The organism is Paenibacillus provencensis, from assembly GCF_042678545.1.
Lineage (GTDB): Bacteria > Bacillota > Bacilli > Paenibacillales > Paenibacillaceae > Paenibacillus > Paenibacillus provencensis.
In genome coordinates this window covers 1,006,752-1,024,856 of the sequence record NZ_JBHTKX010000001.1, presented here as the reverse complement: position 1 = coordinate 1,024,856, position 18,105 = coordinate 1,006,752, and the positions used below count along the sequence as shown (strand labels likewise).

The 18,105-nt window shown below is 45.8% G+C and carries 15 protein-coding genes and 1 pseudogene; 7 read left to right on the top strand and 9 right to left on the bottom strand.

What is annotated here, in order from left to right; all coding sequences use genetic code 11:
- Positions 1-126 precede the first annotated feature (126 nt).
- The 3 genes and pseudogenes from ACFQ3J_RS04840 to ACFQ3J_RS04830 form a co-directional block, all read left to right on the top strand.
- Positions 127-1,125, top strand: a complete 999-nt coding sequence (locus ACFQ3J_RS04840; protein ID WP_251581443.1) for a Gfo/Idh/MocA family protein — start codon at positions 127-129, stop codon at positions 1,123-1,125.
- Between the two features lie 65 nt (positions 1,126-1,190).
- Positions 1,191-2,135 (top strand): aldo/keto reductase, encoded by a 945-nt coding sequence (locus ACFQ3J_RS04835; RefSeq protein ID WP_091157038.1) that lies wholly within the window; start codon positions 1,191-1,193, stop codon positions 2,133-2,135.
- 21 nt (positions 2,136-2,156) lie between these two features.
- Positions 2,157-2,577 (top strand): annotated as a pseudogene (locus tag ACFQ3J_RS04830) (DapH/DapD/GlmU-related protein); the annotation flags it as partial.
- A 19-nt stretch (positions 2,578-2,596) separates the two neighbouring features.
- Here ACFQ3J_RS04830 and ACFQ3J_RS04825 read toward each other — a convergent pair.
- Both ACFQ3J_RS04825 and ACFQ3J_RS04820 read right to left on the bottom strand, forming a co-directional pair.
- Positions 2,597-2,950: a glycosyltransferase gene (locus tag ACFQ3J_RS04825; RefSeq protein WP_251581442.1), complete on the bottom strand. Its 354-nt coding sequence runs from the start codon at positions 2,948-2,950 to the stop codon at positions 2,597-2,599.
- On the bottom strand, positions 2,950-3,117 hold the full coding sequence (locus ACFQ3J_RS04820) for a hypothetical protein (RefSeq protein ID WP_251581441.1): 168 nt from the start codon (positions 3,115-3,117) through the stop codon (positions 2,950-2,952). The genes ACFQ3J_RS04825 and ACFQ3J_RS04820 overlap by 1 nt, the downstream gene beginning before the upstream one ends.
- A gap of 168 nt (positions 3,118-3,285) precedes the next feature.
- On the opposite strand from ACFQ3J_RS04820, the gene ACFQ3J_RS04815 reads away from it, so the two are divergent.
- A complete protein-coding gene (locus ACFQ3J_RS04815; RefSeq protein WP_251581440.1) occupies positions 3,286-4,806 on the top strand; it encodes a phytoene desaturase family protein in 1,521 nt (506 codons plus the stop codon).
- A gap of 119 nt (positions 4,807-4,925) precedes the next feature.
- On the opposite strand, the gene ACFQ3J_RS04810 is transcribed toward ACFQ3J_RS04815, so the two are convergent.
- The 6 genes from ACFQ3J_RS04810 to ACFQ3J_RS04785 form a co-directional block, all read right to left on the bottom strand.
- Positions 4,926-6,491 (bottom strand): glycoside hydrolase family 43 protein, encoded by a 1,566-nt coding sequence (locus ACFQ3J_RS04810; protein ID WP_251581697.1) that lies wholly within the window; start codon positions 6,489-6,491, stop codon positions 4,926-4,928.
- A gap of 57 nt (positions 6,492-6,548) precedes the next feature.
- Positions 6,549-7,433: an alpha/beta hydrolase family protein gene (locus ACFQ3J_RS04805; RefSeq protein WP_251581696.1), complete on the bottom strand. Its 885-nt coding sequence runs from the start codon at positions 7,431-7,433 to the stop codon at positions 6,549-6,551.
- 11 nt (positions 7,434-7,444) lie between these two features.
- Positions 7,445-8,803 carry a glycoside hydrolase family 28 protein gene (locus tag ACFQ3J_RS04800; RefSeq protein ID WP_251581438.1) on the bottom strand — a complete coding sequence of 453 codons (1,359 nt, stop codon included), beginning with the start codon at positions 8,801-8,803 and terminating at the stop codon, positions 7,445-7,447.
- Positions 8,800-9,957: a glycoside hydrolase family 88/105 protein gene (locus tag ACFQ3J_RS04795; protein ID WP_251581436.1), complete on the bottom strand. Its 1,158-nt coding sequence runs from the start codon at positions 9,955-9,957 to the stop codon at positions 8,800-8,802. Before ACFQ3J_RS04795 ends, ACFQ3J_RS04800 begins: the two co-directional genes overlap by 4 nt.
- A gap of 186 nt (positions 9,958-10,143) precedes the next feature.
- A complete protein-coding gene (locus ACFQ3J_RS04790) occupies positions 10,144-11,658 on the bottom strand; it encodes an extracellular solute-binding protein (protein ID WP_091157048.1) in 1,515 nt (504 codons plus the stop codon).
- A 35-nt stretch (positions 11,659-11,693) separates the two neighbouring features.
- Positions 11,694-12,599 carry an ABC transporter permease gene (locus tag ACFQ3J_RS04785; protein WP_251581695.1) on the bottom strand — a complete coding sequence of 302 codons (906 nt, stop codon included), beginning with the start codon at positions 12,597-12,599 and terminating at the stop codon, positions 11,694-11,696.
- 373 nt (positions 12,600-12,972) lie between these two features.
- Between ACFQ3J_RS04785 and ACFQ3J_RS04780 the strand changes: the two genes are divergently transcribed.
- Positions 12,973-13,869, top strand: coding sequence for a carbohydrate ABC transporter permease (locus ACFQ3J_RS04780; protein ID WP_091157050.1), 897 nt, complete (start codon positions 12,973-12,975; stop codon positions 13,867-13,869).
- 90 nt (positions 13,870-13,959) lie between these two features.
- Here the strand turns inward: ACFQ3J_RS04780 and ACFQ3J_RS04775 are convergent, their stop codons facing one another.
- Positions 13,960-16,200, bottom strand: coding sequence for an AraC family transcriptional regulator (locus ACFQ3J_RS04775; RefSeq protein WP_251581435.1), 2,241 nt, complete (start codon positions 16,198-16,200; stop codon positions 13,960-13,962).
- A 186-nt stretch (positions 16,201-16,386) separates the two neighbouring features.
- Between ACFQ3J_RS04775 and ACFQ3J_RS04770 the strand changes: the two genes are divergently transcribed.
- Positions 16,387-17,130: a cupin domain-containing protein gene (locus ACFQ3J_RS04770; RefSeq protein WP_251581434.1), complete on the top strand. Its 744-nt coding sequence runs from the start codon at positions 16,387-16,389 to the stop codon at positions 17,128-17,130.
- A gap of 205 nt (positions 17,131-17,335) precedes the next feature.
- Positions 17,336-18,073, top strand: a complete 738-nt coding sequence (locus ACFQ3J_RS04765) for a class I SAM-dependent methyltransferase (protein ID WP_251581433.1) — start codon at positions 17,336-17,338, stop codon at positions 18,071-18,073.
- Positions 18,074-18,105 lie beyond the last annotated feature (32 nt).

The following is an 18,105-nucleotide window of genomic DNA, read 5'->3' as shown; positions in this document are numbered from 1 at the left end:
GCCTTCTCCTCCATTGTAGAACAATATTGTGTTATTCCAACACAAAATCGTGTTATTTTAATTTCATTCCAAATTCAATACAATGACAATATCATCATAATATTTCGTCAGGAGGAATAAAAGCACATGAGTAAAAAACTTCGATGGGGCATTCTCAGCACTGCCAATATAGGAAGAAAATCCGTCATTCCCGGACTACAATACTCGCAGTTTAATGAAGTAACCGCAATTGCCAGCCGGAATCAAGCGAAGGCAGAAGAAGCAGCCAAGGAACTGAATATTAAGAATGCATATGGCAGTTATGAAGAGCTGCTTGCTTCAGACGACATCGATGCTGTCTATATTCCATTGCCGAACCATCTGCATATGGAATGGACCATCAAAGCTGCCGAAGCAGGTAAGCACGTGCTGTGTGAGAAACCTATCGCTCTGACGGCTGAGGAAGCTGAGCGAATGGTTATTGCTTGTGAGCAAGCAGGCGTTCATTTGGCTGAGGCATTCATGTACCGCCATCATCCCAGATATCAAATGATCAAAGATGTAATCGCTTCCGGCGAAATTGGAACGGTACGTGGTATTCATGCAAATTTCACATTCAATAGCGGGGACAGCACGAACAACATCCGCTTTAACAAGGAGATGGGCGGCGGGTCCATATATGATGTCGGCTGCTATCCAATCAGTGTTGCCCGCTTCTTGACAGAGCTGGAGCCGGAGGCGGTAACAGCACAGTCGTTCTTCTCCCCGAAGCATGGGGATGTCGATATGATGACCTCTGGATTCCTTGAATTTCCGAATGACGTCTCACTGATCTTCGATTGCGGCATGTGGGCTACCTTCCGTAATCGGCTTGAAGTGCTTGGAACCGATGGAACCATTGAAGTCCCTTCTGCCTTCGTATGCGGTCATGACAGTGAAGCTGGATTTATCGTTAATGGCAAGCTCGGTAAACGTGAAATCGAGGTGCCGGTCATTAATCAATACTCGGCTATGGTCGATCATTTTGCGGATGTCGTGTTTGAACGCAGCACACCTGTATTCACACCATCGGATGCCGTCCGCAATATGAGAGTCGTTGAGTCCGCTCTTGTCTCTGCAACGAAGCGAGAAAGAATCACGCTTTAATTTAGTCAAGCTCAGACACATGAAACAGAATAATTCTGCACTTTACTCTCAAGGAGGAAACGGTTATGGAATATATATCGATTCAAGGATCAAAAAAATCAATTTCTCGTTTGATTAAAGGTTCCGATTATTTCACGCACGAAAATTATGATCAGGTCGTGACCAATATCGAAGCATTCTTGGCAATCGGCGGCAACACGATCGATACTGCACATATTTATACCGGGGGCCAAAGTGAAGAGGTTATCGGACGCTACTTACAGGAGTCAGGCAATCGGGACAAGATCGCCATCTTTACCAAAGGGGCTCATCATGACAGACAAGGCCCACGCGTGAACAAACAGGCTATTGACCATGATCTGGCTGTCAGCTTGGAACGGCTGCAGACCGATCATATCGAGCTGTATGGTCTTCATCGGGATGATCCGTCGATCCCAGTCGAGCATATCATCGATGCGCTGAATGAGCATATTGCTGCCGGCCGGATTGGAGCAGCAGGTGCATCCAACTGGACCTGGCAGCGCCTGACAGAAGCGAATGCATATGCCGAGAGCAATGGACTCGCCGGCTTTACATTCAGCAGTCCGAATTTAAGTCTTGCCAAGGCGAATGAACCCTTCTGGCCGGGATGTGTATCCGTGGATCAAGAAACCAGCAAGTGGCATGAACAAACCCAGCTCCCGCTGCTATCCTGGTCGTCACAGGCACGCGGTTTCTTCACAGGCAAATTCACGCCTGATATCAAGGATGATGCTGATCTTGTACGTGTGTTCTATAATGATCAGAACTGGGAGCGACTGAACAGAGCGAAGCAGCTTGCAGTAGATAAAGGGGTAACCGTTATTCAGATCGCACTGGCTTATGTGCTAAACCAGAATTATCCGACCTGTGCCTTGATCGGAGCCCGCAATCCAGAGGAATTGGCATCCTGCGACGAAGGGGCTAATATTCAGCTGACACAACAGGAAATAGAGTGGCTGGACTTGACGAGTGAAGGGGTCCAGTATTAACAAGAAATTGGAATCGCAATCAGAAGGCTGACCAGGCTCTATAATCAGTCAATTGAGAGCGATCGGGAGCACCGAAAAGACCTGCTTCGTAAATTGTTTGGCAGCGTTGGTGACAACATTTATGTGGAATCCACTTTCCGCTGCGATTATGGATACAATATTCCTGTCGGAGACGGCTTCTATGCCAACTTTGACTGCGTGATTCTTGATGTGTGCGAAGGTCAGAATCGGGACGAATTGATGAGGATTTCGGGTTACGATTGGAGACAATGTCTGGATCGGCGGACGTGCCATTATTAATCCGGGGATAACGATTGGAGATAATGTCGTCGTTGCCAGTGGAGCCGTTGTCACCAAGGATGGGCCCGATAATGTCGTGGTTGGAGGCAACCCTGCCTGCATCATTAAGCAGCTTGAGTATAAGTTTAATAGCGACTCATAGATTAGACCCAGGTGCTTTATCAAGCACCTGGGTCTATTTGTATAACAGAATCACTGGGTAATGGTTCTGATCTTCGATCTAGAAGACATAGTATTCGAGCCCGGTTATATCGAAGCGAAAATATACAGGGAAGGTTGGCTGCCAGTGCATACAGGATCATCATCCCAACAATAGGTGTATTCCATAGGAAGAACAATGGAGCCGGCAGCGGACCGGCATTTACAATCCTCGCTCCGCGTTTAGCTGCAATTTCAGCTGTACGATCTGTCGATTCGTCATCTACAACAATGATTTCATCGGTTGGATTCACCTGCTCTTGCAAGGACTTCAACAGCCTTCCAATATTCCTCTCTTCATTCCGAGCGGGAATCATCACACGCTTCTGGTCATTGGGTTCGCAGCTTTTGTGGAATGCCCCAGGGATTGCTCTTGATCACTCAGCTCCTGATGCAGCCCTCTGTTTCTTGGCAACAGTCTAAGCTCTAACCATAGCAAGATGCCGGAAATCAGGCCAGCCAGTATCCAAATTAGTGACATCATATTGTGCCTCCTCCAAGCTGTGCGCAGGAAATCAAACCTCACCTGCTGTTTATTTCATCGCACTTCCGGTAAGTATGGTAATTAAGCATTTTTACTTCAATTATGATCCGTATATCACCCTATGTATACAGTGTGACGAGATCAGATAAGGAGAAGAGGAGAACGTTTATGCGCAAAAAAGTAATTGTCATCGGCGGGGGATTGGGCGGCCTGTCAGCAGCAATGAGACTTGCAGCCGATGGTCATGAAGTTACCGTTCTTGAAAAAAACGAACGTGCCGGGGGCAAGCTGAACATCCGATCAGGTGCAGGCTACTCCTTCGATACAGGACCGTCTATTTTGACAATGCCTTGGGTACTGGAACAGCTGTTTGAAAGTACAGGACGCAAGCTGTCGGACTATATGAAGCTCGTACGGATTGAGCCACAGTTGAGAACTTTTTTTGAAGATGGGGTATCCATTGATGTGACCAGTGATTTGCCGGAAATGCTGTCTACGATCAAGGAGATTTCAACAGAAGATGCGGCAGATTTCCTGAAATATCTGCAGTACTGTCAGAAGCTGTACGATATGAATAGACGCAGCAGCTATACGAGAAGTCTCTCGGGTCTTGAAGAGCTTCGCGGCATGCATTCGATCAAAGAGCTGCTCGCGATGGACCCGCTTCGCACGATGGCGCAAAGCACCGACAAATTCCTGAAGGACAAGCATTTAAAACAGCTGTTTAATTTCTTCATTATGTATACCGGCTCTTCCCCTTATCGTGCTCCTGCTGTCCTGTCACAGCTTGTATATGTACAGCTCGGACTCGGGATCTATTATGTGGATGGCGGGATGTTCAACATAGCTAAGGGAATGCTGAAGGTCCTCGATGAGCAAGGTGTAACTATACACACCAATGCCAAAGTAACGAAGATTAACACGAAGGAAAAGGTAGCAACAGGCGTAACACTGCAAGACGGAACCGTGCTGGATGCAGACCTTGTGGTCTCTAATTTGGATGCCATTCCAACCTATCATTCGTTACTGAAGGATCAGAACGGAGCTCTGAATTCAGCTAAAAAGCTGAGTAAATTCGCGCCAACGGTATCTGGGCTTGTTCTGCTCTTAGGGATTAACAAGAAGTATGAGCAGCTGCTCCATCATAACTTTTTCTTCTCCCAGGATCCGGCGAAGGAATTTGACGACATCTTTAACAAGGGCATTCCTTCCGACGATCCAACCGTATATATCGGGGTTTCCAGCAAATCGGATGCCACTCAAGCTCCGGAGGGAAAAGAAAATTTATTCGTCCTCACCCAAGTTCCGCCGCTTAAGCCGGGTAAGAGCTTCGAATCCAATACAGAAAGGTACCGGGAGCTGATACTGAATAAGCTTGAACGAATGGGACTTAAGGATATACGTCAGCATATCGAATTCGAGTACACTTTCGTTCCCGATGATCTTCAGCGGTTATATGGTGCAAATGGAGGATCCATATACGGAGTAGTCACCGACCGGAAGATGAACGGAGGATTCAAGGTTCCAAGTCGCAGTGATTTGATTGAGAATCTGTATTTTGTCGGCGATTCTACACATCCTGGCGGAGGCGTTCCAATGGTTACTTTATCAGGTCAGCTAACAGCAGACCTCATCAAAGAACAATACACGAAAACAACGAAGTCAGGGAAAGCCAAAAAAGCGAACTAACCCTGTATTATGAACATATGATCTGATCCTGTGCAAGATCGTATGTATGCTATAACAAATAAGGCATGAGACTCTTCCCTGAAGGAAGATCACTCATGCCTTGATTTTTGGCGATTTAACTATTCCTTGCCTGTATAACGGAAATAAGAAAAGTCTGCATAGCTTCCCATGAACTGATTCATATCATGAGCTGCAATACCGACGAAGTTCCCAGTGAACCCTCCTGATAAAAATCCGATATGATGCGCCTCACCGAGCTCATTCCATTTGCCCTCACACGTTCGGTAATAGAACTGTCCATTTACACCAGACACATTGACCGCGAGCTGTACAGCCTCATCTTCTTCCAGCTTTACAATGACTGGCTCCAGTGTAAATTCATCTTTTTCACAGCGCATGAGCCGAAGCACCTTGCCATGCTCCAACTCTTTCGTCACATACGCAAACCAATAGTTGTCTTCGTTCAAATACAGCATGAGCCCCGCCATTTGAAGATACATCGCTGGCTCATACTCTACTTCCGTTTCGGCACGAAAATGAGTATCTGCCTGCCGAACAGCCAGGATGTGATGCTCGAACAGACTTTGAGCCGATTCTCCTGCATGAATTCTTAAATAACCCGGTCTCTCTGATAAATTGCACCAGCGATCGTCCGCCACTATACGCAGTGTATTCCACTCGGGTCTCAACTGAGCTCCTGTAAAATCATCCTGGAACTCCGTGCTTCGCTTCCCTCTAACAGCAGCACCTTTCGGAACAGGAACCTCTGTCTGGGGAGAATGACCGCCAGTAGTTAATCGAAGCCAACCCTCCGAGTCCCAATACACCTGCTGTAATGCCGTTTCTCTGCCCAGAATGGGGAACTTTCCTTCAATCGGCCGAGTGCATAGATGAGCCATATACCACTCGCCTTCGGGTGTCTCAACCAGGCTCCCGTGCCCTGCACATTGCAGCTCAAGCTCTGGGTTATCACTTGAAGTCAGCATTGGATAGTGAGGATCAACTTCGTAAGAACCAAGCAGCTCCGTAGACCGGGCTACAGTAACTGCATGTCCGCTGCCCGTCCCACCTTCTGCTGTGATTAAGTAATAATATCCGTTTCGTTTATAGATATGAGGTGCTTCCGTTTTCTTAAGCGGAGTACAGTCAAAGAGCTTAACAGGATCACCAATCAGTTTCTCCTGCTTCGGATCATATTCTTGAATGACAATCCCGCTTGATTTGTTCCCCTCGGTTATTCGATAATCCCACAAGCAGTTTAACAGCCATTTTCGCCCGTCGTCATCGTGATATAGGGACGGATCAAAACCACTGCTGTTTAAATAGATGGGCTCCGACCAAGGTCCGCTGATAGACTTGGATGTAATGAGGTAATTATGGCTGTCTTTAAAGGGACGTTTCGTGCTCTTCACATCGGTATACATCAGATAAAATAGGCCGTCATGGTAGCTGAGCTGTGGAGCCCAGATACTGCAGTTCTTGGGATTACCCTTGAGATTCACCTGATTTGTTAAGACATCTGTGCAGAATTCCCATTCCGCCAAATTATCGGATTGATAGATCCGAACACCCGGAAGCCATTCGAAGGAAGATACCGCAATGTAGTAAATATCGTCGACACGGATCATACACGGGTCCGGATTAAATCCGGGAAGTATCGGGTTCTGAATGGTCTTGGTATTCATTTCTTTCATATTGTTTGTAATCAAGCTGCCGCCTCCCTATACAACAATGTTTGTAGACTACAAGTGCTTGAGTAAAAATTCCTTCCAGTAATAGCGCATCTCTGCCGTTTCCATATGTCCCGATCCCGTCTCCATATGCTGCCAATGCTCAGGATACCCTGCCTTCTCATATGCTTCATGCAGGCCTTCAGCCAGCAGCATGACTCCTTCGTACGGGCATAGACGATCGTCCCTTCCATTCAAGCTCAGTCTGGGGCGCGGGACGATCCTTTCCTGAATGGAAAGTGTTGTGAAATGCTTAAGCAGCCCGGGAACATACGAATAGAAACCGTGATGATCAAGGCCCCTCTTCTGAATCAAGGTATGGGCATCCACCTGACCACAAATATCGACGATCACCTTGATTCGATCATCCAGTGCCGCAAGCCACCACGACATGAGCGCTCCCATAGACATGCCGATGGTACCGATGCGGCTTGCGTCTACATCCACTCGTGTGCAAATATAGTCAATCAAGCATTGATTATCACGAAGCATTCTGCCCCACAGCACTTCTCCCCGCCACAGCATTTCTTTGACAAGCTCGCTTTCTGTTCTGCCTGAGCGCTCATTGAATCCGCGCATATCCATACAGCAGGCGGCATATCCCATAGAGGTCAGTGTCTTGGCAAAGGAAGGCTGCTGCAGATAATGGCTGCTCGTTACAAATTCCTTGCGCCCTCCAGCATAGTTGCCGCCATGGGAATGGTTGAATATAACCATAGGAAACGGGCCTTCCTGTAGTAGCGGCAAGGCGAAGGATACAGCGACCTGCTCCATTCCATACAGCTCTAATCCTATCGTCTGCAGTAGATAGCCTTCCTTCTCCTCTTCTGCCAGCAGGCGCGAATTCGTTACTCCCCCTTCAGGCAAGTCGCCTAACAGCTGCCACAGTGGATCCACTGGTGATGACTTCATACCGGATTCTCCTGTGAAGGTAATACTGTTACTTCCTGAATGAGTTCTTCGGTTCTGCCCACATTCCTGGACTCACAGCCCTCAAGTTTAACGGCTTCTCCATTCTCAACGTAAAAAGCCGGTCCTTGATGATTCTCGATGGTCACATGCCGGAACCGAACATCCCTTACGTTCCCGAGGAAGAACCCGCGATTATTCATTTCCTCAACACCTGCCATCATGGCAGGGACAGCCGGTGCTGCATTTTCAGCCATGGAAATATCAATCTGATCAAATGTAATTTCAGAGACATACTGCTCTGCCAGACCATAGATAAATCCGGCTGCTGCGTGAACGTTACGGGCGGTAATCCCTGAGAAATGAATCCGTCGAAATCGTGGAGTTTCCATCGTTACAGGATAGGGATTTTTGTCCCAAACATATTTGTCTGTGCCGCGAGGACCGCAGAAGTAATACAGATTTAATATGAATGGACAGATCACATCCTCCATAACGATATTGCTTACGCGAATATCTTCAACTGTACCGCCCCGCCCCCGTCTTGACTTGAGACGAATTCCCCGATCCGTATGCTTGAATACACAGTTTGTAATCACCACATTACGCACATCACCGCTCATCTCGCTGCCAATAACGACAGCTCCATGTCCGTGCACCATGATACAGTTCGTGATTGTGATGTTCTCGCATGGAGCTCTGTCTGCGGTATCCTCCGTGCCTGCTTTGATGGCAATACAATCATCGCCTACATCGATGTGGCAATTGCTGATTCTGACATTGGAACACGATTCAGGATTAATGCCGTCCGTATTCGGTGAATCGGCTGGATTAAGAATGGAGAGATTATCGATGGTTACGTCATGACATAGGATCGGATTCACGGTCCAGCTTGGCGAGTTGATTAGCTGCACATCCTTGATCGTTACTCGGTGGCAGCTGTCAAAGCTGATCAGCTTCGGTCTTGGATACGTCAGCTCTTCCGGACGATTCCTTTGCTTATCCCACCATTCCGCACCATTTCCTTCGATCCGGCCTGTGCCCGAGATCATTACATTCTCCAGCTGCTCACCATAAATACAGGAAGCGTGGACCTTCCGTTTAACACCTTCCCAGCGGGAGGTAACCACCGGATAATCCTCCGGTTTATCGCTGAAGGATAGTTCAGCACCTGGACTTAAATACAAATGGATATTGCTTCTTAGAATGACTGCTCCAGTAGCATAGGTACCCGCAGGAATTACTACCGTTCCCCCACCTGCTGCTTCTGCAGCAGCTATAGCAGCAGCAATGGCCTTCGTTGACAGCTCACTGCTGTTTTTTCTTGCTCCGTAATCATCAATGTTATAGATGGTCATTGCTGGGCTCCTCTCGTTACAGACATACTTGACTCTCCTGTCTGTGCCAGCTCTTCATATTCAGCACAAGCTAAGAGGAATGCACCAAGTCCCTTCTGATCATTCGTAATAATGGGTTCGCTAATGTAATAAGCATAGGTGCCGTCACGACGGTCTGCGCCTCCGAGGCCTGCCACTTGACAAGTCTTGTTGAGGTTCAGCCAGCCTTCCTTGGTTTCTAATATAAATTCAGTAATGAGTCCCTTAAGAGCCCGGTGCAGCGGGTTGTTCCATTCGGAACCGAGAATCTCCAATCGTATTCCCTTTGCCATCGCGTAGGTGAACATGCTGGAAGCCGAGGCTTCCAAATAATTGCCTTTACGATCAGACTCATTAAGAACCTGGTACCATACTCCGGATGCATCGTCCTGAAAGTCTGCAACTGCCGTAAGCGTATCCTTGAATATCCGTTCAAGCTCGTTATAATCAGCATGATCCTTAGGCAAAATTTCAAGAACATCTGCTATAGCCATGAGGAACCAGCCTAGTGATCTGCCCCAGAAATTCGGTGACAATCCGGTATCAGGATCGCACCATGGCTGTACACGTTTCTCATCCCAAGCGTGAAATAATAACCCGGTTCTTTCGTCTCTCGTGTGCTTCTCGCATAGAATGAACTGCTTCGTTACATCACTAAGATCCCCCTCAGACTCGAACGTGAGCATATACTCTAGGTAGAACGGGGAACCCATATATAAACCATCCAGCCAGATTTGATAAGGATATATTTCTTTATGCCAAAAAGCCCCCTCGGAAGTCCGGGGATGCGTCAGCAGCTGGTTCCGTAATGTTGAGGCGGCATGTTTGTATTTATCATCACCCGTCTCCTTATATAGGACATAAAGAAGCTTGCCGTTATTCAAGTGATCAATGTTATGCTCGTCTTGTCGATAGCCCCGAATCGATCCATCCTCCTGAATGAAGTGATCCATATTGCTCTTAATGTAGTTGAAATACTGCTGATCACCTGTAGTTCGCCACAAATGTTCAAAGCCTTTGAGAATAACTCCGTAATCATAGGACCACTTCTCGTTGTATCCTTTATCTTCATACAGCCTTGGTGTCCGTTCCATAATGGACTGTGCCATTCTCACTGCCCAGCTGATCTCGCTCATGCGCTGTCATCCTCCTATAAAAGTAGATTCCTTCATGATAGATAAGCCGCTCCGAGAATCAAATCGACCCTGTTGAAGAACGGAGCGGCCTTAATTAGTTAGTGAGTCATAAATCTAGTAAGATTAGCCCCTTAATGAGCATCTTGATTGATGGTCGTATAATCCCTCTGAGATTTTAGCGAGCTATTATTGACCGTGAACTGCCTGGTAAGCAGCTTCGTATTCAGTAATAATTTGATCACCGCCTGCTTTTCTCCAGCTGCTGACAGCTTCATTAAACTGATCAAGGTTAATTTTGCCTAGAATATATTTGTAAGTCGCATCCGTAATCGTTTTTTGCAGCTCAGATCCTTGTGATGAGAAGGTAGCTGATTCGAGCGAATACAGAGGGTTCAGCACCGCAAACGTTGAATTCTCCTCGATCAAACGGTCCGATTCCTTCTTCAGTGGATCGTTGTCATGGATTTCATAGCCTGTTTCGTTAGGACGGGAGGATGCGAATGGCTGAACCTCTTGCTGCCACAATTCGGTGTTGGTAATCGTTACCGCTTTTTCTTCGTTCACCGTGTAATGCGTTCCTTCAATACCGTAGGTCATCAGCGTGTATACTTCCTCGGACATGAGATCATCCATAAACTGCAGGAGACGTTTGAGCTCAGCTTCGTCCTTGACTTCCGATTTAGGAAATGCCAGCAATCCTCCAACCCCATTGGATATAGACCAGATTGCCCGATCGGCTTCATTGCCTGTCGATGTTATGTCATTTACAAGCGTAAGCTCCATATCGTCCTGAACGCCCTTGGCCATATTGAGCAGGTTCTTACTGTCAAATAGAGCACCTACATAAATACCGGCTTTACCTTGAGCAAAATTTTGCTGCTGATCTGTCTTCGCTGTTACAGCGAAGTCTTGATTGATGTAACCGTTCTCATAAAGCTCTTTCATGTAATCCATCGTTTTCACATAGCCCTCAGTTTCGAACTCAGGAGTTACCTTGCCATCCTCCCCTACACTCCATACACTTGGTGTGCCAAAATAGGAGCTCAAGGTCTTGAATGCGCCATAGATAAGATCACTGCGGTCCATAAAGCCAGTAGTATCCTTCACTCCATTCCCGTCGGGATCCTGCTCTGTGAAGGCTTTTGCCACCTCCATTAATTCATCCGTCGTCTTAGGAACCTCTAGTCCTAATTTATCCAGCCAATCCTTCCGAATAACGACACCATTTCTAGCTACTTGCTTCTGCATTGGAATTCCGTAGAGCTTGCCTTCAATGGATGCAGAATTGCGCATATCTTCTGAAATGGTGGCTAAATTCGGATATTCATCCAGGTAAGGACCGACTTCCCAGAACACATTCGCTTTGAGCGCGTTGCGAACAGCCGAGTTCTCCATGAGTGTAATCGTTACAATATCAGCCAGGGAATCGGAAGCAAGCGATGTATTAAGACGCTCTTCCTTCGATGCATCCGGAATCCAGGAGAATTCAATGTTGGCATTCGTTGCCTCTTCAATTTTGTTCAGTACGGTATCGGTTGGTGGAGAAGCCGTATGCAGAATATTCAGCCATGTAATATTTGTTTTGCCATCTGCATCAACGGACGGCTCTGAAGAACCGGACGTGTCTCCTCCGCAAGCACTAAGCACAAGTCCACCCGCAAGAGTAAGCGCTAACAATTTAGATAATTGTTTTTGTTTCATGTACATATCCCCTTTTTATATATGATAAAAAAAGATTAATACACACCGTCTTCTCCAAACTTTTTGGCCAGCTTGTTGGCAATGATGACGAGAATGAGTCCTACCAGCCCTTTAAACAAACCTACTGTGGTACTAAAGCTGAGTTGTCCATTCTTTAGACCGGCAGTATAAACATAGGTATCAAAGATTTCTCCGACTTCCCGATTAAGGGAGTTCAGGAGCAGAAACATATGCTCAAATCCCAGCTCAAGCGTGTTGCCGATCTTAAGAATGAGCAGTGTAATAATGACGGGGCGAATTGCCGGCAATGTAACGTGCCAAATTTTGCGAAGCCTGCTCGCGCCGTCAATCTCAGCCGCTTCATAGAGCTGAGTATCCACCACTGTAATGGCTGCCAGATAGATAATTGTAGACCAACCGATCTCTTTCCAGATGATTTGACCGATGTACATGGGTCGCAGCCATTCCGGTGAAGTCAAGAAACTAATCTTCTGACCGCCTAGTGCAGCAATGATCTCATTCACAACTCCGCCGTCCACATTAAGAAATACATATGTAATGGAGACGATGATCACCCATGACATGAAATGCGGAATGTAAATAATCGTTTGGATGGAGCTCTTAAACAGCTTGTGTCTGACTTCGTTCAGCATAAGTGCAAGTATAATAGGTAATGGAAAGAAGACGACAAGCTCAAGTGCAAATAGAATTAATGTGTTGCTGAGGAGCATGGCGAATGTCGGTTCAGTGAACAACCTGATGAAATGCTTGAATCCGACCCATGGACTCCCTTGAATGCCAAGATAGGGCTGATAATCCTGGAAGGAAATAATGAGCCCGCCCATTGGCAAGTACTTGAATACAACAAAGAACAAAAATCCGGGTAAAATCATTAAATACAGCAGTTTGTATTTCTTCAAAAAATGAAAGGGTTGAAACATCTCTTTTTTCTTACGTGTGCCCACCTGATATGAAACGGCCGGGGTATCTGCTTCCTTCAATCGCTGTCGACCTCCTTGAAAAGTACTTCTTCAACATTCATGATGCTGAATCGGTTGTTCGAAGCCAAGCATACCCTCTTATGCTCCGTTACGTATATAATCATCAGCTATATTCGCCGCTGGAATGCAGGTTTATCAGGGATCAATGTAGCTCATGATCATTATTTAATATCAGGATTATCGGTGTGCGGAATGTCTTTTTACCGTGAAATTAAAGCCGTAGGACATGATTATATACGGAATTTTATCTCCTTGATAAGGTGTATATATCTCAATATTACTTACACCCGAAATAGAAGGAGGTCCTCATCCTATGGCTGCAACTGCCAAGAAACCCGCCTATAAAAAAGAGTCGCTTGGAAACCGAATATTCAATGTAGTCAATTACACGCTGCTTGCACTGATCGCTCTGGCTTGTCTGCTTCCCTTCATTAATGTACTCGCAAGCTCATTTGCATCTACGCAGGAGTTGGTTGAGAAGAAGATCGTATTATTCCCGACGACGTTTTCCTTGGATGCATACAAGTACATCTTCTCGACCTCGACGATCTTCCAAGGTCTTGCGGTATCGATCGGTACAACGATCGTGGGAACGGCTGTGAGTATGCTCCTGACTGCACTGATGGCTTATGGCTTGTCCCGAAAATATTTATATGGAAGAAGCTTCATCAACTTTATTGTTGTGTTCTCCATGCTGTTTAGCGGCGGGATGATCCCTACCTTTTTGGTCGTCAAAGCGGTCGGCCTGATTGATTCGTATTGGTCGTTGATCCTGCCAGTCGCTATCAATGCTTTCAACCTGATCATTATGAGAAACTTCTTCCAAGCACTGCCGGATAGTCTTGAAGAGTCTGCCAAGATTGACGGAGCGAATGATTTCCGAATTCTTGGGAGCATTATGCTGCCGCTCGCCCTTCCGTCGATTGCTACACTGTCCTTGTTCTATGGGGTTACGTACTGGAATACTTATACGAATGCTATTTTATACCTGACAGATTCGGACAAATGGCCTTTGCAGGTCCTTCTGAGACAAATCGTTATCGTCTCCAGCGGCATGGAAGGCGACAGCTCTGCAGTGGATATTATCCCGCCTGCACAGACCATCAAGATGGCCGTCATTGTAGTTGCTACACTTCCTATGCTGATTGCCTATCCGTTCGTACAGAAGCATTTTACAAAAGGGGCATTGCTTGGGGCGGTAAAAGGATAGATAAAGTAAAAGCAAAGAAGTTCGGCTTACGCGCATCATTTTCATGCTCGCACTCTCCGAACTTCTTTTGTTTGACACAAGCCTAAATAGTCATGCCTGTAGCTTCATTTTTCGATAAGCCCCGGGTGTCACATGCTCTTTCTTGCGAAAGGATCTAATAAAATTTTGAGGGTTCTGATACTGTAACCGCTCGGCAATATCCTTAATGGTCATGTCCGTATCCACCAGCCATTTTCTTGCGATATCCAATCGATAGTTCATCAGGTATTCCGTAAATGTCATGCCGTATTCCTTCTTGAAGATGCTGCTTAGATAGTTAGGACTGTAGTGCAGTCTTTCACTGATGGATTCCAGCGACAGTTCCTGGTCGTATTCAGCCCGGATGATGGATGCTATACGATCGGCGATCGACCTGAATTGGTGGTTTGTCTTCTCCTTCATGCATTTAGCCATGGGCAGTATTACTTCATCCACCAGAATGCGTTCAATCTCCTCCGGATTGCGTATATTCAATAAGCGGTGGTACAAATCAGCGTTATCCGGCGTTAGCAATACTTCAGCGCCTATGTGCTGTTCAAGTTGAATCAAGTTATTTACGAAACGCATCAATGTTACTTCCAGATTCATCGGGTTCTTGCTGTGCTTCATCATATCAGCGAGCAGTGGATACAGCGCACGAAGAACGGCTCCTTCATCACCCAGCCGAATTGCATCAAATAGCTGCGTCTCATGCACTGCTGGATAATGAAGAACCATAGGGCCTGAGATGACCGTCGAAATATCATCAAAGAAGATAATGGACTCTTTTCCTAAATTAAGTCTCTGATGAAGGGCCTCTATGCTCATCTCACAAGCTTCACAGCTCTTTAGGAGGTCGTTATAACACTGACTTACACCGATACTGACAGGCAGTCTCAAATATTCCCTTGAGGATCGTATAATCTGCTTGGCATATGTCATGATTTTTTTACGGATCTCCTGATCGCTATCACCCTCGAACATTAGAATCGTTGCTTGGGTTCGCTCATTCTTAACAACAGGAAGCAGTCTCCCTTCCTGAGGGACAATATCCTGCACCAGATTGTTTACCGCGAGCAGCAACACGTCTTTATCAGAGAGCTGTTTGTCATGGTAACGGTCCATTTGAACAAGCATGGTCACAAATACGGTGTTTTCTTGGATTCGATACCCGAAACGTGACAGACTGTGCCATGCCTCTTCAGATGTTAGACGGTTATGCAGCAAATTAAGAACAAACTGTGTTTGCAGCTTCGGTTTCTCAGCCTCCATTAAATGCTCCAGACTTTCCTTCTCTGACACGATCGAATCAATTGATCTGATGATCCAGTCTACCTCATCCTTCATCATTGGTTCAGAGCTATTAGCTAAGCTGCGCTGAATCTTGCGAATCGGCTTAGACAAATATACGGACAAGAAGTAAGCGATGATAAAAATTAGTATCATAATGATTAAACCCATGACAACGATACCGATTCGTGTAGCAGACATCGCTTCACTAACCGCCTTATCATCCAGCAGCGTAACAAAAGTCCAGTTATTATACGAGGATTTCGCATAAATCACATTCACTTCTGCCTCGTTCCCCGTGATCGCTAACTTCCCTGTTTGCGGCCGATTGGCGGTTGAATCCATGATCTGTCTGATTTGGGAATCACTCAGCTGAGGGTGTTCCGTGTCCGCAGAATACAGAAGCTCGCCTTGCTTGTTCAGGATATAAACAGGTGTGTTGGGTTGTGACTGGAGCGTGTTATTGAGCGTCTTTAACGATATCGATGAGAGTGCGATCGCTTGCTTGTTGTTCGAGAATACAGGCAGGGTATGTACAAATTGCATTCCGTCCTCAGTTTTTACCCAGAACAGATCCTCGCTTTGTTCGTTTATATATTTATTGTACAGTTCATTTTTTTCTTCTTCTGTTAATCGAGATAAGGAACCATTCGTAATGCTCCAGTCTTGCTTAAGGCTGATTAGAGAGTACTGAACCCCATCCAGCCCAAGTGAGGCGATGTAATTAAGCTGGGAGTTTACCTCCTGATAGGTTTGGAATTCCTGCTCTGTGAGCGGGTTGTTGATTACATCTGTGAAGGATTTGGTTGTACTGTACGTGTTAAAAGCATATTCAATCGTCTGGATCTTCTGTTCAAGTGTATTACGAATTTGTGATATCAGGCTCTGCTGACTGTCTCCGATCCGATCAACGACTGAATTTGTAGTCGACACATAAATATAACTGCCAAAGGATATAACGAGTCCCAAGCTCAGGATGAGAATAGGAATGAATATATTATAGAATGTCTTGCTCTTTCCCATTATTTCCTCTCCCTTAACCCCAGAGATTCTTTTTACATTAATTTCAATTATAGCGCTTTCATATCAATTTCGACAAACCTTTTTCCTCGAACTGCTGAAAATTAAGACTTCCAGGAGCAAAATCTATGATCTAGGCATATGCTGAAAAAAATATGTTAGCGTAATGAATGGGAGGAACAGCAGCTTATGAAGACCAATCCAGTCTTGCAATCTCCATCCCTCAATTTAAGCGGGGATTCCAATGCCGTCACTACTTACAAGAGAGATGCGCATAATTACATTACACAGATGTTTGCAGAGCAAATGCCTGCCATCGAAACCGGTTTTTTCAGTGCACATATGAGTAAGAATATTATAATTCAGCCGCACTGGCACACGAACGTAAATGAACTGGTGTATGTCATTAGCGGAGAAGTCGTAACCTCCGTGTTCGACCCTTTCACCCAAAAACTTATGTCTTATCGGCTAAAGCCCGGTCAAGTCTCCATGTTTCCTAAAGGATGGTTCCACTGGATCGTGTCCATGAAGGATAATACGCATATCCTTACAATCTTTGATGAACCTACACCTGACATCGTATACGGTTCTGATTTCCTACGGTTCACACCCAAAGAGATTATGAAGCTCGCTTACTGTGTGAATGAAGAAGAATATGCGGAAGCTGTCGCACCTATTCAAGAATCGGTTATTCTCGGTCCACCACCTGGCTGTAAAAAAACAAAGAGCAGCACACAAGGAAAGAACATCACCCATCGTACTGTGAATCAAACACAAGAAATGCTTGCACAGGGGAATAACATTCCTGCCCAAGGTGTTTTTCATCAAACAAGTTATGGTCCTCAGGGGTATTCGGACGATGATTACGAATGGGTAAAGGCCAGTCCATATCATTATTATTATCCACATGGTTCTTCGCACTATCAGCCGTAATCATTCGTAATCATCCAGAACCTTCACAACCGACATCAACCGCTCTTTCATTACCCGTAATACGGTGTGAAGCTGCGGTTTTTATAATTCCATTTGCACTGAGTCCAAGGTAATAAATAATTATAATGAGCTTATAGTCTAGATTCTTTCATCTAAATTCAGTAGAGTATTGATGTTGATACTACTGGAGAAGGAGCATCCCATTATGAAGCAAAATAAGTATGATGAATCGCCTTTTTTCAACGAATACAGCCGTATGCCCCGCTCTACATGCGGATTGGAGGCAGCTGGAGAATGGCCTGAACTCAGAAGAATGCTGCCGAACCTTAAGGATAAATCAGTGCTTGATCTCGGTTGTGGTTATGGCTGGCACTGTCGCTATGCAGTGGAGCAAGGAGCTAAATCTGTGCTTGGCATTGATATCTCGGAGAAGATGCTGGAACGTGCAAGAGGTCTGACAGATCATCAGCATATTGAATATAGAAGAGTTGCGATCGAAGATCTGAATGTGGATGACGAATCTTTTGAAGTGGTGATCAGCTCGCTGGCCATACACTATATTGGAGACTTTGAATCCCTAGGCCATAAAGTACATAGAATCCTGACTCCCGGTGGCCATTTTGTTTTCTCCGTGGAGCATCCGATGTTTACAGCACTGGAAGCACAAGATTTCTATTACGATACCACAGGCACTAAATTACACTGGCCTGTAGACAACTACCACCTGGAGGGTGTACGTGAAGCTGATTTTCTAGGTCATGCCGTTATGAAATATCACCGCACCGTTTCCACCTACGTAAATGGACTCTTGTCTGCAGGCTTTCGGCTGACTCAAATATCTGAGCTGAAGCCGACAGCAGAGATGCTAAGCTCCAATCCAGCATATGAAGAAGAGCTACGAAGACCTATGTTTATGTTGATCTCTGCAGTTAAGGAATGGTGAAAATACATAGGAAAGGACCTCATATCTTCAAT

Bases quoted from the DNA above. Each gene is read 5' to 3' on its own strand.
- ACFQ3J_RS04770 (WP_251581434.1), top strand. From the start codon at position 16,387: ATGAAGACCAATCCAGTCTTGCAATCTCCATCCCTCAATTTAAGCGGG.
- ACFQ3J_RS04765 (WP_251581433.1), top strand. From the start codon at position 17,336: ATGAAGCAAAATAAGTATGATGAATCGCCTTTTTTCAACGAATACAGC.
- ACFQ3J_RS04775 (WP_251581435.1), bottom strand. From the start codon at position 16,200: ATGGGAAAGAGCAAGACATTCTATAATATATTCATTCCTATTCTCATC.
- ACFQ3J_RS04795 (WP_251581436.1), bottom strand. From the start codon at position 9,957: ATGAGCGAGATCAGCTGGGCAGTGAGAATGGCACAGTCCATTATGGAA.
- ACFQ3J_RS04840 (WP_251581443.1), top strand. From the start codon at position 127: ATGAGTAAAAAACTTCGATGGGGCATTCTCAGCACTGCCAATATAGGA.
- ACFQ3J_RS04800 (WP_251581438.1), bottom strand. From the start codon at position 8,803: ATGACCATCTATAACATTGATGATTACGGAGCAAGAAAAAACAGCAGT.
- ACFQ3J_RS04790 (WP_091157048.1), bottom strand. From the start codon at position 11,658: ATGAAACAAAAACAATTATCTAAATTGTTAGCGCTTACTCTTGCGGGT.
- ACFQ3J_RS04810 (WP_251581697.1), bottom strand. From the start codon at position 6,491: ATGAATACCAAGACCATTCAGAACCCGATACTTCCCGGATTTAATCCG.
- ACFQ3J_RS04825 (WP_251581442.1), bottom strand. From the start codon at position 2,950: ATGATTCCCGCTCGGAATGAAGAGAGGAATATTGGAAGGCTGTTGAAG.
- ACFQ3J_RS04785 (WP_251581695.1), bottom strand. From the start codon at position 12,599: ATGTTTCAACCCTTTCATTTTTTGAAGAAATACAAACTGCTGTATTTA.
- ACFQ3J_RS04820 (WP_251581441.1), bottom strand. From the start codon at position 3,117: ATGATGTCACTAATTTGGATACTGGCTGGCCTGATTTCCGGCATCTTG.
- ACFQ3J_RS04815 (WP_251581440.1), top strand. From the start codon at position 3,286: ATGCGCAAAAAAGTAATTGTCATCGGCGGGGGATTGGGCGGCCTGTCA.
- ACFQ3J_RS04780 (WP_091157050.1), top strand. From the start codon at position 12,973: ATGGCTGCAACTGCCAAGAAACCCGCCTATAAAAAAGAGTCGCTTGGA.
- ACFQ3J_RS04835 (WP_091157038.1), top strand. From the start codon at position 1,191: ATGGAATATATATCGATTCAAGGATCAAAAAAATCAATTTCTCGTTTG.